Genomic DNA, 12,524 nt, shown 5'->3' with positions numbered 1-12,524 from the left:
TGCAGGAAAACGCCTATCCCCTTGTAGGAGCCGCCGCAGGCGGCGATCTTTTGATCTGAATGTCACCACATATCCATAAGCTGCCTGCTAAGGTTGGCAAGCCCGTCTTCGCAACGGATAATGCCCAGTTTTTCCACCCGCGCATCGATGCGCCCGCCGCGCTTGCGGTCGAAAGAGAAGACCATGAAAGACACCATTCGCCAGCTGATCCAACAAGCCCTCACCCAACTCGTCAACGAAGGTGTGTTGCCTGAAGGCCTGTCGCCGGCGATCCAGGTGGAGAACGCCCGTGACAAGACCCACGGCGACTTCGCCAGCAACATCGCCATGATGCTGGCCAAGCCTGCGGGCATGAAGCCGCGCGACCTGGCGGAAAAAATCATTGCCGCACTGCCTACCGACGAGAACGTCACCAAGGCCGAAATCGCCGGCCCGGGCTTCATCAATTTCTTCCAGAACACCCAGGCCTTGGCCAACCGCCTCGATGCCGCACTGGCTGATGCTCACATTGGCGTGCGCAAGGCTGGCCCGGCGCAGCGCACCGTGGTCGACCTGTCGGCACCGAATCTGGCCAAAGAGATGCACGTCGGCCACTTGCGCTCGACCATCATCGGTGACGGCGTGGCGCGCGTGCTGGAATTCCTTGGCGACGAAGTGATCCGTCAGAACCACGTGGGCGACTGGGGCACCCAGTTCGGCATGCTGATGGCGTATCTGCAGGAAAACCCGATCACCAGCGATGAGCTGTCGGACCTGGAAAACTTCTACCGCGCCGCCAAGCAGCGTTTCGACGAATCCGCAGAATTCGCCGACCGCGCCCGTGGCCTGGTGGTCAAGTTGCAGGCCGGCGATGCCGAGTGCCTGGCGCTGTGGACCAGGTTCAAGGACATCTCGCTGTCGCACTGCCAGAAGATCTACGAACTGCTCAACGTCAAGCTGACCATGGCCGACGTGATGGGCGAAAGCGCCTACAACGACGACCTGATCAACGTGGTCAACGATCTGAAAGCCGCTGGCATGCTGGTCGAGAGCAACGGCGCCCAGTGCGTGTTCCTCGACGAATTCAAGAATGCTGACGGCGATCCGTTGCCGGTAATCATCGTCAAGGCTGACGGCGGTTACCTGTACGCCACCACTGACCTCGCCGCCGTGCGCTACCGCAGTGGCAAGCTGAAAGCCGACCGCGCACTGTATTTCGTCGACCAGCGTCAGGCCCTGCACTTCCAGCAAGTGTTCGCTGTGGCGCGCAAGGCCGGTTTCGTCACCCATCCGATGGAAATGGAGCACATGGGCTTCGGCACCATGAACGGCGCCGATGGCCGTCCGTTCAAGACCCGCGACGGCGGCACCGTGAAGCTGATCGACCTGCTCACCGAAGCGCAGGAACGCGCCTACAACCTGGTGAAAGAGAAGAACCCGCAACTGGCCGAAGACGAGCTGCGCAACATCGCCAAAGTCGTCGGCATCGGCGCGGTGAAATACGCCGACCTGTCGAAGCACCGCACCAGCGACTACAGCTTCAACTTCGACCTGATGCTGAATTTCGAAGGCAACACCGCGCCGTACCTGCTTTACGCTTACACCCGCGTGGCCGGTGTGTTCCGCAAGCTGGGCAAGGATTTCAGCGAAGTCGACGGTCAGATCGTTCTCGAAGCCGAGCACGAACTTGAGCTGGCGGCGAAACTGGCGCAGTTCGGCGAAGTGCTGAACAACGTGTCCGACAAAGGCACGCCGCACATTCTCTGCACTTATCTGTACGACGTTGCCGGTCTGTTCTCCAGCTTCTACGAGAACTGCCCGATCCTCGCCGCCGAAACCCCGGCCCAGATGCAGAGCCGTCTGCGTCTGGCCGCGCTGACCGGTCGCACCCTCAAGCAAGGCCTGGAGCTGTTGGGTCTGGAAACTCTGGAGCGTATGTAAGTTGGCTGCCAAGAAAAAACCTGCACCCAAGCGTGGCGCCAGCCGTTACCAAGCTCCTGCGAAGCAACCGATTCCGGGTTGGCTGTGGATGGCCATCGGCCTCACGGTCGGCGCGTTCATCGTGTTTCTGATGAAGCTGGAGCCGGGCAAGGGCAGCGACACGGTCAAGCGCGAGAAAGTCGAACAGGCGCAACAGCAGAAAGCGTCGAAGATCGCCGAGGCCAACAAGACCCCGCCGAGCCCGACGCAACCGGTGAAGCCGAAGTACGACTTCTACACCCTGCTGCCGGAATCGGAAGTGATCGTGCCGCCAGACGCCGTGCCGGAGAAGACTTTGCCGACGCCACAAGTGCCGGCCATCCCGACCACGCCAGTTACTCCGGCGGAAGCAGCGAAGATCGACACCGCACGCGCGCAGGCAGCACTGGCCGGGATTACCCCGCCGCCAGCACCACCGGTGAGCAAAGCGGCGCCGGTAACCAAGTTCTTCTTGCAGGCCGGATCGTTCCGCAAGGAAACCGATGCCGACAAGGTCCGCGCGCAGATCATTCTGCTCGGTCAGGCGGTGGCGGTTGAGTCCGGCACGGTGAAGGATGAAACCTGGTATCGCGTTTTGGTCGGGCCGTTCAGCAACCGTGAGCAACTGACTACTGCACAGAAACAACTGGCTGGCGCCGGCTTCAGCAACCTGTTGTTACAACAACGCCAGAGCCGCTGATCACCGCCGATCGTTCCCACGCTCTGCGTGGGAACGCCTCAAGGGACGCTCTGCGTCCCAGCAGTGAAGGGACGCGGAGCGTCCCCGGGCTGCATTCCCACGCAGAGCGTGGGAACGATCAGGTGCAACACGCCGCTCGTCCCCTCTGCCGCGCTACGGTTGAAATCCTCTCCAGCACCCCCATATGAATGGGCATAAGGCACTTTCGCCCCGCTGTGTGGAGACTCTTCCCTTGACCACCATCGTTTCAGTCCGCCGTCACGGCAAAGTCGTCATGGGCGGCGACGGCCAGGTTTCTCTCGGCAATACCGTGATGAAAGGCAACGCGAAAAAAGTTCGTCGCCTGTACCACGGCCAGGTCATCGCCGGTTTTGCCGGTGCCACCGCCGACGCCTTTACCCTCTTCGAACGTTTCGAAGGCCAACTTGAAAAACATCAGGGCCACCTGGTGCGCGCCGCTGTCGAACTCGCCAAAGAATGGCGCACCGACCGCTCCCTGAGCCGCCTCGAAGCCATGCTCGCGGTCGCCAACAAGGACGCCTCGCTGATCATTACCGGCAACGGTGATGTGGTCGAGCCCGAAGATGGCCTGATCGCCATGGGTTCCGGCGGCGGCTACGCGCAAGCCGCGGCCAGCGCCCTGCTGAAAAAGACCGATCTGTCGGCCCGTGAAATCGTCGAAACCGCCCTCGGTATCGCCGGCGACATCTGTGTATTCACCAACCACACTCAGACCATTGAGGAGCAGGATCTCGCTGAATAAGCCTGACGCGGCCCTGTGCCACGGCTTTTTTCTGCTTGAGGACCGTCAATTATTATGTCCATGACTCCCCGCGAAATCGTCCACGAACTCAACCGCCATATCATCGGCCAGGACGATGCCAAGCGCGCCGTCGCGATTGCCCTGCGCAACCGCTGGCGCCGCATGCAGCTGCCTGAAGAGCTGCGCGTTGAAGTGACCCCGAAGAACATCCTGATGATCGGTCCGACCGGTGTCGGTAAAACCGAGATCGCCCGTCGCCTGGCGAAACTGGCCAACGCACCGTTCATCAAGGTCGAAGCGACCAAGTTCACCGAAGTCGGCTACGTCGGTCGTGACGTCGAATCGATCATCCGTGATCTGGCCGACGCCGCGATCAAGATGCTCCGCGAGCAGGAAATGACCCGCGTTCGCCACCGCGCCGAAGACGCTGCCGAGGATCGTATCCTCGACGCACTACTGCCGCCGGCCCGCATGGGCTTCAGCAATGAAGAAGCGCCGAGCTCCGATTCCAACACCCGTCAGCTGTTCCGCAAGCGCCTGCGCGAAGGTCAGCTGGATGACAAGGAAATCGAAATCGAAGTCGCCGAAGTTGCCGGCATCGAGATCGCCACGCCGCCTGGCATGGAAGAGATGACCAACCAGTTGCAGTCGCTGTTCGCCAACATGGGCAAGGGCAAAAAGAAAGCGCCCAAGCTCAAGGTCAAAGAAGCGCTGAAGCTGGTGCGCGACGAAGAAGCCGGGCGTCTGGTTAACGAAGAAGAGCTGAAGGCTAAGGCGCTGGAAGCCGTTGAACAGCACGGCATCGTGTTCATCGACGAAATCGACAAAGTCGCCAAGCGCGGTAACGTCGGTGGCGCTGATGTGTCCCGTGAAGGCGTACAGCGCGACCTGCTGCCGCTGATCGAAGGCTGCACCGTCAACACCAAACTGGGCATGGTCAAGACTGACCACATCCTGTTTATCGCCTCCGGTGCGTTCCACCTGAGCAAGCCGAGCGATCTGGTGCCTGAGTTGCAAGGTCGTCTGCCGATTCGCGTCGAACTCAAAGCGCTGAGCCCGTCGGACTTCGAACGCATCCTCAGCGAACCGCATGCCTCCCTGACCGAGCAATATTGCGCGCTGTTGAAAACCGAAGGCCTGAATATCCAGTTCCAGCCGGAAGGCATCAAGCGTCTGGCGGAGATCGCCTGGCAGGTCAACGAGAAAACCGAAAACATCGGTGCCCGTCGTCTGCACACGCTGCTTGAGCGTCTGCTCGAAGAGGTGTCGTTCAGTGCCGGCGATCTGGCCAGCACCCACGATGAGAAGCCGATTCTGATCGACGCCGAATACGTCAACAGCCACCTCGGTGAATTGGCGCAGAACGAAGACCTGTCCCGTTATATCCTGTAAGCCATACTTACAGCGGTAGCGGACCCTGTGGGAGCGAGCTTGCTCGCGAAGAGGCCGTGTCAGTCGACATCAATGTTGTCTGACACACCGCTTTCGCGAGCAAGCTCGCTCCCACATTTGCTCAAGGGTCGCCCACACTTCGGACGCCAGCCCATGACTCAAATCCCCACCGACATCAAACTGCACAAAGCCTCGAAGACCCTGACGCTCACCTACGCGTCCGGCGAGGAATACACCCTGCCCGCCGAATTCCTGCGCGTGCACTCCCCCTCCGCCGAGGTCCAGGGCCACGGCAAACCGATCCTGCAATTTGGCAAGATCAACGTCGGTCTGAGCAAGCTGGAACCGGCCGGTCACTACGCACTGAAACTGACCTTCGACGATGGTCACGACAGTGGCTTGTTCACCTGGGATTATCTCTACGAGCTGGGGCGACGTTATGACGCACTCTGGGCCGATTATCTGGCCGAGCTCAAAGCCGCCGGAAAAACCCGCGACCCGAGCGAGTCGATCGTCAAGCTGATGCTCTAGTCCGAGCCTTGCGCTCATTAGAGGGCATTTTCTAAATTCATCTGTTTGAATGCTCTGCTGTGTGGCCGAGGATCGGCCTGCTTGCGAAAAAAATTAAACTCGGGTAACCAATGGAGCTGGCAAGTTCCCTGCAGTGCTCTACGACTGTAAAGCAGCTATGCAGAATTAACGGTCACCCGAGCAGTAGTACCTGGCATTGGCTGTGGAACTGCACAGCAGAAAACCGGGTACTCGTCTCAGGACAATGGAGCGTCGTAGATGAGTAACAAGAATAACGATGACCTGAAGTACCAAGCCTCGGAAAACACCCTGGGGCTTAATCCCGTCGTTGGGCTACGCGGAAAGGATCTGCTGGCCTCTGCTCGTATGGTGCTGAAACAGGCCATCAAACAACCGATCCATAGCGTCAGGCACGTCACCCATTTCGGCCTCGAACTGAAGAACGTGCTGTTCGGCAAATCCGAACTGCAACCGGCAGGCGATGACCGTCGCTTCGCTGATCCTGCGTGGAGCCAGAACCCGCTCTACAAACGTTATCTGCAAACTTACCTGGCGTGGCGCAAGGAACTCCATGCCTGGATCGATGACAGCAGCCTCTCACCCAAAGACATCGCGCGCGGCCACTTCGTCATCAACCTGATGACTGAAGCCATGGCCCCGACCAACACGGCGGCCAACCCCGCAGCAGTCAAACGCTTCTTCGAAACCGGCGGCAAAAGCCTGCTCGACGGCCTCTCGCATCTGGCCAAGGATCTGGTGCACAACGGCGGCATGCCGAGTCAGGTCAACATGGGCGCGTTCGAGGTCGGCAAGAGCCTCGGCGTCACCGACGGCGCGGTGGTGTTTCGCAACGACGTGCTGGAGCTGATCCAGTACAAGCCGATCACCGAGCAAGTCCACGAGCGTCCATTGCTGGTGGTGCCGCCGCAGATCAACAAGTTCTACGTATTCGATTTGAGCCCGGACAAGAGTCTGGCGCGCTTTTGCCTGCGCAATAACGTGCAGACGTTCATCGTCAGCTGGCGCAACCCGACCAAGGCCCAGCGTGAGTGGGGCCTGTCGACATATATCGATGCGCTGAAAGAAGCGGTCGATGTGGTCACCGCGATCACCGGCAGCAAAGACGTGAACATGCTCGGCGCCTGCTCCGGCGGCATCACCTGCACCGCCCTGCTCGGCCACTACGCGGCGATCGGCGAGAAGAAGGTCAATGCCCTCACGCTGCTGGTCAGCGTGCTCGACACGACGCTGGACAGCGACGTCGCGCTGTTCGTCGACGAGCAGACCCTGGAGACCGCCAAGCGCCACTCGTATCAGGCCGGCGTGCTTGAAGGCAAAGACATGGCCAAGGTCTTCGCCTGGATGCGCCCCAATGATCTGATCTGGAACTACTGGGTCAACAACTACCTGCTCGGCAACGAGCCGCCGGTGTTCGACATCCTGTTCTGGAACAACGACACCACCCGGTTGCCCGCCGCGTTCCACGGTGACCTGATCGAGATGTTCAAAAACAACCCACTGATTCGCCCGAATGCACTGGAAGTGTGCGGCACGCCGATCGACCTCAAGCAGGTCACCGCCGATATCTTCTCGCTGGCCGGCACCAACGACCACATCACCCCGTGGAAGTCCTGCTACAAGTCGGCGCAGCTGTTTGGCGGCAAGGTCGAGTTCGTGTTGTCGAGCAGCGGGCATATCCAGAGCATTCTGAACCCGCCGGGCAACCCGAAATCGCGCTACATGACCGGCGAGGAGATGGCCGCCAATGCCGATGAGTGGCAAGAGAACTCGACCAAGCACACCGATTCCTGGTGGCTGTACTGGCAGGCGTGGCAGGCCGAGCGCTCGGGCAACCTGAAAAAGGCCCCGCTGAAACTGGGCAACAAAGCGTACCCGGCGGGTGAAGCTTCGCCGGGCACTTATGTACATGAGCGGTAACTGACACCACCCCGTCATTGTGGGAGCGAGCCTGCTCGCGAAAGCGCTCATTCAATCAACATCGATGTTGGCTGACACGACGCCTTCGCGAGCAGGCTCGCTCCCACAGGGGGCGGGGTGTACTTGAAATCCACAGGGCCTGACGCATGCCGCAACCGTTCATATTCCGTACCGTCGATCTGGATGGTCAAACCCTCCGCACGGCGGTGCGCCCCGGCAAGCCTCACTTGACGCCCTTGCTGATTTTCAACGGCATCGGCGCCAACCTGGAGCTGGTGTTTCCGTTTGTCGCGGCGCTGGACCCGGATCTGGAAGTGATCGCCTTTGACGTGCCCGGTGTCGGCGGCTCCTCGACGCCGAACCGGCCATATCGTTTTCCCGGTCTGGCCAAGCTGACGTCGCGCATGCTCGATTATCTCGACTACGGGCAGGTCAACGTCATCGGCGTGTCGTGGGGCGGCGCACTCGCGCAGCAGTTCGCCTACGACTACCCCGAGCGCTGCAAGAAGTTGGTGCTGGCGGCGACCGCGGCCGGCGCAGTAATGGTGCCGGGCAAGCCAAAAGTGCTGTGGATGATGGCCAGTCCGCGGCGCTACATTCAGCCGTCCCACGTGATCCGTATCGCCCCGCTGATCTATGGTGGCTCGTTCCGTCGCGACCCGACGCTGGCGGCCAGCCACGCGGCGAAAGTGCGTTCGGCGGGCAAGCTCGGTTATTACTGGCAACTGTTCGCCGGCCTCGGCTGGACCAGCATTCACTGGCTGCACAAGATCCATCAGCCGACGCTGGTGCTGGCCGGCGACGACGATCCGCTGATCCCGCTGATCAACATGCGCATGCTCGCCTGGCGCATTCCCAACGCGCAACTGCACATCATCGACGACGGCCACCTGTTCCTGATTACCCGCGCCGAAGCTGTGGCGCCGATCATCATGAAATTCCTCCAGGAGGAACGTCAGCGGGCGGTGATGCACCCGCATCCGACACCGCTCGGCGGCTAACCCCGGCGGCAGGCTTTATGCAGGCCTTTAGTAAAGAGTGCGCGGCAGGACGCCGCGCAGGCAGCAACCCGTAACAGCGTCTATGGTGTTCTGGTTCGGTGAGTTTGTTTTTGGCCTGAAGACGAAGGAGTGTTGAGTCATGCGCGACAAACCAGCGACGGGCGTAGTGCCCAGCCCCGCCGTGTTCATCAATGCACAAAGTGCGATCACCGGCCTGCGTGGCCGGGACCTGATCTCGACCTTGCGCAGTGTGGCAGCCCATGGCCTGCGTAACCCGATCCACAGTGCGAAGCACGCGTTGAAACTCGGCGGTCAATTGGGCCGCGTGCTGCTCGGCGAAACCCTGCACCCGACCAATCCGAACGACAGCCGTTTCGCTGACCCGGCGTGGAGCCTCAATCCGTTCTACCGGCGCAGCCTGCAGGCCTATCTGGCCTGGCAGAAACAGGTCAAAAGCTGGATCGACGAAAGCAACATGAACGATGACGATCGCGCCCGCGCGCACTTCGCCTTCACCTTGCTCAACGACGCCGTGGCGCCATCGAACACCTTGCTCAACCCGCTGGCGGTCAAGGAGCTGTTCAACTCCGGCGGGCACAGTCTGGTACGCGGCCTCAGCCATTTGTTCGATGACTTGCTGCACAACGACGGCCTGCCACGTCAGGTGACCAAACAGGCTTTCGAGGTCGGCAAGACCGTGGCCACCACCACCGGCTCGGTGGTGTTTCGCAACGATTTGCTTGAGCTGATCCAGTATCGACCGATGAGCGAAAAGCAGTACGCCAAGCCGCTGCTGGTGGTGCCGCCGCAAATCAACAAGTACTACATTTTCGACCTCAGCCCACATAACAGCTTCGTCCAGTACGCACTGAAAAACGGCCTGCAGACCTTCATGATCAGTTGGCGCAACCCGGATGTACGCCATCGCGAATGGGGCCTGTCGACGTATGTCGAGGCGGTGGAAGAGGCGATGAACATCTGCCGGGCGATCACCGGCGCCCGCGAAGTCAACCTGATGGGCGCCTGCGCTGGCGGCCTGACCATCGCCGCCCTGCAAGGGCATTTGCAGGCCAAGCGGCAACTGCGCCGCGTCTCCAGTGCGACCTACCTGGTCAGCCTGCTCGACAGCCAGATCGAAACTCCGGCCACCCTCTTCGCTGATGAACAAACCCTCGAAGCCGCCAAGCGCCGCTCGTACCAGAAAGGCGTGCTCGACGGTCGCGACATGGCCAAGGTCTTCGCCTGGATGCGCCCCAACGATTTGATCTGGAGCTACTTCGTCAACAATTACCTGCTGGGCAAAGAGCCGCCGGCCTTCGACATCCTCTACTGGAACAACGACAACACGCGCTTGCCCGCCGCGTTTCACGGCGACCTGCTGGACTTCTTCAAGCACAACCCGCTGACCCATCCGGGCGGGCTGGAAGTGTGCGGCACGCCGATCGACCTGCAGAAAGTCACCGTGGACAGCTTCAGCGTCGCCGGCATGAACGACCACATCACGCCGTGGGATGCGGTGTATCGCTCAACCCTGCTGCTCGGTGGCGAACGGCGTTTCGTGCTGTCCAACAGCGGCCACGTGCAGAGCATTCTCAACCCGCCGAGTAACCCGAAAGCTGCCTATATCGAGAACGGCAAGATGAGCAGCGACCCGCGTGCCTGGTACTACGATGGTAAACACGTCGATGGCAGTTGGTGGCCGCAGTGGCTGGAGTGGATTCAACAGCGCTCCGGCGCCCAGCACGAAACCACGTTTACCCTCGGCAACCCGAACTATCCACCGATGGAGGCAGCGCCCGGTACTTACGTGCGTGTGCGCTGACGCTTAACCGAACTTTTCTAAGAAGACTGGATGAAAACCCGCGACCGGATTCTCGAATGTGCTTTGCAACTGTTCAACGAAAAGGGCGAGCCGAACGTCTCCACCATGGAGGTGGCCAACGAAATGGGGATCAGCCCGGGCAATCTCTACTACCATTTCCATGGCAAGGAACCGCTGATTCTCGGCTTGTTCGAACGCTTTCAGAATGAACTGGCGCCACTGCTCGATCCACCCTCGGATGTGGAACTGGCGCCGGAAGATTACTGGCTGTTTTTGCATTTGATCGTCGAGCGGTTGGCGCAGTACCGCTTTCTGTTCCAGGACCTGTCGAACCTCGCCGGGCGCTTGCCAAAACTGGCCAAGGGCATTCGCCATTTGCTCAATGCACTGAAGCGCACACTGGCGTCGTTGCTCGCGCGGTTAAAGGCTTCGGGGCAACTGGTCAGTGATACGCAGGCGTTGGGGCAACTGGTGGAGCAGATCACCATGACGTTGCTGTTTTCGCTGGATTATCAGCGGATTCTGGATCGTGAGGGTGAGGTCAGGTTGGTGGTTTACCAGATCATGATGCTGGTAGCGCCGCATTTGCTGCCGCCGGTTAAGGTCGCCACGGAGCGGATGGCCCTGCAGTACCTTGAAGATCACGACTGAGATCAAAAGCCCCTCACCCTAGCCCTCCCGAAACGTCGGACCGCCCGGAGGGAGAGGGGACTGATTGGGGGATGCTGATGAGCTACACCGACCTGAAAGGGTTTTGTTGAATCCATAATCGACTCGATCGTTCAGGTCGACGTACGACGCAAGACACCTCGGTCGGCTCCCTCTCCCTCCGGGAGAGGGCTGGGGTGAGGGTAAGCTTTTAAAAAACACAAACAAAAACGCCCGACCTTAACAGGCCGGGCGTTTTGTTTTGCCCTGAAAAATCAGGACTGACTGGTTGGCGTCGACGGGGTCGATGCAGCAGTCGGGGTGGCCGCCGGAGTCGGTGCTGCGGCGGAATTCGACGCACTCACCGGAGCTGCCGGAGCGGCAGGTTTGGCTGCAGCAGGTGCGGCCGGTTTCGGCGCAGCGGCTTTCGGCGCGGCCGGTTTTTTCACTGCCGGTTTCTTCGCCGCAGCAGGTTTCGCTGCAGGCTTGGCAGCCGGTTTGGCGGCAGCAGTTTTCGCTGCTGGCTTGGCGGCGGGTTTCGCTGCAGTTTTGGCCGCAGGTTTAGCTGCCGGCTTGGCAGCGGCTTTGGCGGCAACCGGTTTGGCTGCGGCTTTGGCTGCAGGCTTGGCGGCTGCGGTTTTCGCTGCTGGCTTGGCCGCGGCTTTAGCAGCAGGTTTAGCTGCCGCTTTGGCCAGTGGCTTGGCTGCCGACTTGGCCGCTGGTTTGGCCGCAGCCGTTTTCGCGGCCGGTTTTGCCGCAGCGGTTTTCGCCGCCACCGGTTGGGTTTTCAGACCGGTGAGTTTTTCGATCTGCTTGGTCAAGGTTTCCACCTTGCTATGCAGTGCTTTGACCTCATTGCGGCTCGGTACACCCAGGCGCGAAATTGCGCTGTTCAGGCGCTTGTCGAAAGCCCCTTCCAGCTCGTCCCATTTGCCCAGTGCGCGATCTTTCACGCCGCTGATGCGCGACTTGGCCGAAGAAGCGGAATCCTTGGCAGCGTCGACTTTTTTGCCGACTGCGGATTTGGTGAGCTTCTCGGCTTTCTCGCCGTCTTTGACCAATGTATCGAAGAGCTTGCTGCCGTCAGTGTCGATCTTCGAGTACACGCCTAAACCAGCCAGCCAGATTTTGCGGGAGTAGTCTTCGACTTTCCCGATCCACGAGCTGCCTTCTTTATCGGTGTTCTTTTTACCAGCCATCCCGTTCTCCTTAAGATTTACGCGCGACGCGTTCGAGCAATGCCGTCAGCTCATCGAGCTTAGCAGAGAGTGTCTCAACGTCATGTTTAGACGGAATGCCGATACGATTCAAGGCGCTTGCTACACGGGAGTCGAACGCCTTCTCGACCTTGTCGAGCTGAACTTCGACACGACCTTTGAACGAGCTGACTTCGCTCTTGGCTTCATCGATCTCGGCGTTGGCCGCTTCGAGTTTTTCGGTGACGGCTTTTTTGCCTTTCTTTTCAACAGTTTGACCAGCCTTGATCAGCTCTTGAAAGTAGTCGCTGCCCTCTTGGCCGACCTTGGCGTAGGCACCCAGGCCTGCCAGCCAGATCTTGCGGGCATAGGATTTGACGTCGCTCAGAGCAGAAGTCGAAGCGTCGATTTTTTTCTTCAAAATGACTTTGGCCATGGTGCACCTCACGCGCAGAAGGTTTGAGGAACTGCCCGCGAAAGTGTCGGGCTCAGGCACAAAGTAAGGAGATAAATTAGAAACGGCACCCTAACAACTGACATAAAAGCTTGGGTGCAGCGCAAAAAAATGTAGGAGTGAGCCTGCTCGCGATAGCGG

The 12,524-nt window shown here is 59.9% G+C and carries 12 protein-coding genes; 9 read left to right on the top strand and 3 right to left on the bottom strand.

All coding sequences use genetic code 11. The features are described from left to right. Positions 1–62: 62 nt before the first annotated feature. Positions 63–185 (bottom strand): hypothetical protein, encoded by a 123-nt coding sequence (locus tag AC1DVF_RS02045; protein ID WP_256579857.1) that lies wholly within the window; start codon positions 183–185, stop codon positions 63–65. Here AC1DVF_RS02045 and argS point away from each other — a divergent pair. From argS to AC1DVF_RS02000, 9 genes are all read left to right on the top strand, one after another. Then, the gene (gene argS / locus AC1DVF_RS02040) at positions 184–1,920 is read left to right on the top strand and encodes an arginine--tRNA ligase (RefSeq protein ID WP_477781926.1); all 1,737 of its coding nucleotides are present in this window, start codon (positions 184–186) and stop codon (positions 1,918–1,920) included. The two genes, AC1DVF_RS02045 and argS, sit on opposite strands and share 2 nt — an antisense overlap. Position 1,921: 1 nt before the next feature. Beyond that, a complete protein-coding gene (locus tag AC1DVF_RS02035; RefSeq protein WP_007909385.1) occupies positions 1,922–2,638 on the top strand; it encodes an SPOR domain-containing protein in 717 nt (238 codons plus the stop codon). A gap of 232 nt (positions 2,639–2,870) precedes the next feature. After that, entirely contained in the window at positions 2,871–3,401 is a 531-nt protein-coding gene (hslV, locus tag AC1DVF_RS02030) for an ATP-dependent protease subunit HslV (protein ID WP_016984593.1), read from the top strand. A gap of 54 nt (positions 3,402–3,455) precedes the next feature. Next, positions 3,456–4,793, top strand: coding sequence for an ATP-dependent protease ATPase subunit HslU (hslU, locus tag AC1DVF_RS02025; RefSeq protein WP_477781925.1), 1,338 nt, complete (start codon positions 3,456–3,458; stop codon positions 4,791–4,793). 153 nt (positions 4,794–4,946) lie between these two features. Continuing rightward, positions 4,947–5,324 carry a gamma-butyrobetaine hydroxylase family protein gene (locus tag AC1DVF_RS02020; RefSeq protein ID WP_093430072.1) on the top strand — a complete coding sequence of 126 codons (378 nt, stop codon included), beginning with the start codon at positions 4,947–4,949 and terminating at the stop codon, positions 5,322–5,324. A 258-nt stretch (positions 5,325–5,582) separates the two neighbouring features. Continuing rightward, complete coding sequence (gene phaC / locus AC1DVF_RS02015) at positions 5,583–7,262, top strand: class II poly(R)-hydroxyalkanoic acid synthase (RefSeq protein WP_099757773.1); 1,680 nt, start codon at positions 5,583–5,585, stop codon at positions 7,260–7,262. Positions 7,263–7,408: 146 nt separating this feature from the next. Continuing rightward, positions 7,409–8,263 (top strand): poly(3-hydroxyalkanoate) depolymerase, encoded by an 855-nt coding sequence (phaZ, locus tag AC1DVF_RS02010; protein ID WP_034152967.1) that lies wholly within the window; start codon positions 7,409–7,411, stop codon positions 8,261–8,263. 139 nt (positions 8,264–8,402) lie between these two features. Continuing rightward, entirely contained in the window at positions 8,403–10,085 is a 1,683-nt protein-coding gene (gene phaC / locus AC1DVF_RS02005; RefSeq protein WP_257356858.1) for a class II poly(R)-hydroxyalkanoic acid synthase, read from the top strand. 30 nt (positions 10,086–10,115) lie between these two features. Beyond that, positions 10,116–10,736 carry a TetR/AcrR family transcriptional regulator gene (locus AC1DVF_RS02000; RefSeq protein WP_095187463.1) on the top strand — a complete coding sequence of 207 codons (621 nt, stop codon included), beginning with the start codon at positions 10,116–10,118 and terminating at the stop codon, positions 10,734–10,736. A gap of 272 nt (positions 10,737–11,008) precedes the next feature. Here the strand turns inward: AC1DVF_RS02000 and AC1DVF_RS01995 are convergent, their stop codons facing one another. Together AC1DVF_RS01995 and AC1DVF_RS01990 are read right to left on the bottom strand one after the other, a co-directional pair. Next, complete coding sequence (locus AC1DVF_RS01995) at positions 11,009–11,932, bottom strand: phasin family protein (RefSeq protein ID WP_320335958.1); 924 nt, start codon at positions 11,930–11,932, stop codon at positions 11,009–11,011. Between the two features lie 10 nt (positions 11,933–11,942). Beyond that, positions 11,943–12,365 carry a phasin family protein gene (locus AC1DVF_RS01990; RefSeq protein WP_034152971.1) on the bottom strand — a complete coding sequence of 141 codons (423 nt, stop codon included), beginning with the start codon at positions 12,363–12,365 and terminating at the stop codon, positions 11,943–11,945. Positions 12,366–12,524 lie beyond the last annotated feature (159 nt).

This window comes from Pseudomonas sp. P4_D7, assembly GCF_056401755.1.
This window is presented reverse-complemented; position numbering and strand designations above follow the sequence as displayed.

Excerpts from the sequence above, each read along its gene's own strand:
- argS (WP_477781926.1), top strand. The coding sequence starts at position 184 with ATGAAAGACACCATTCGCCAGCTGATCCAACAAGCCCTCACCCAACTC.
- AC1DVF_RS02045 (WP_256579857.1), bottom strand. The coding sequence starts at position 185 with ATGGTCTTCTCTTTCGACCGCAAGCGCGGCGGGCGCATCGATGCGCGG.
- hslU (WP_477781925.1), top strand. The coding sequence starts at position 3,456 with ATGTCCATGACTCCCCGCGAAATCGTCCACGAACTCAACCGCCATATC.
- AC1DVF_RS02020 (WP_093430072.1), top strand. The coding sequence starts at position 4,947 with ATGACTCAAATCCCCACCGACATCAAACTGCACAAAGCCTCGAAGACC.
- phaC (WP_099757773.1), top strand. The coding sequence starts at position 5,583 with ATGAGTAACAAGAATAACGATGACCTGAAGTACCAAGCCTCGGAAAAC.
- phaZ (WP_034152967.1), top strand. The coding sequence starts at position 7,409 with ATGCCGCAACCGTTCATATTCCGTACCGTCGATCTGGATGGTCAAACC.
- phaC (WP_257356858.1), top strand. The coding sequence starts at position 8,403 with ATGCGCGACAAACCAGCGACGGGCGTAGTGCCCAGCCCCGCCGTGTTC.
- AC1DVF_RS02000 (WP_095187463.1), top strand. The coding sequence starts at position 10,116 with ATGAAAACCCGCGACCGGATTCTCGAATGTGCTTTGCAACTGTTCAAC.
- AC1DVF_RS01995 (WP_320335958.1), bottom strand. The coding sequence starts at position 11,932 with ATGGCTGGTAAAAAGAACACCGATAAAGAAGGCAGCTCGTGGATCGGG.
- AC1DVF_RS01990 (WP_034152971.1), bottom strand. The coding sequence starts at position 12,365 with ATGGCCAAAGTCATTTTGAAGAAAAAAATCGACGCTTCGACTTCTGCT.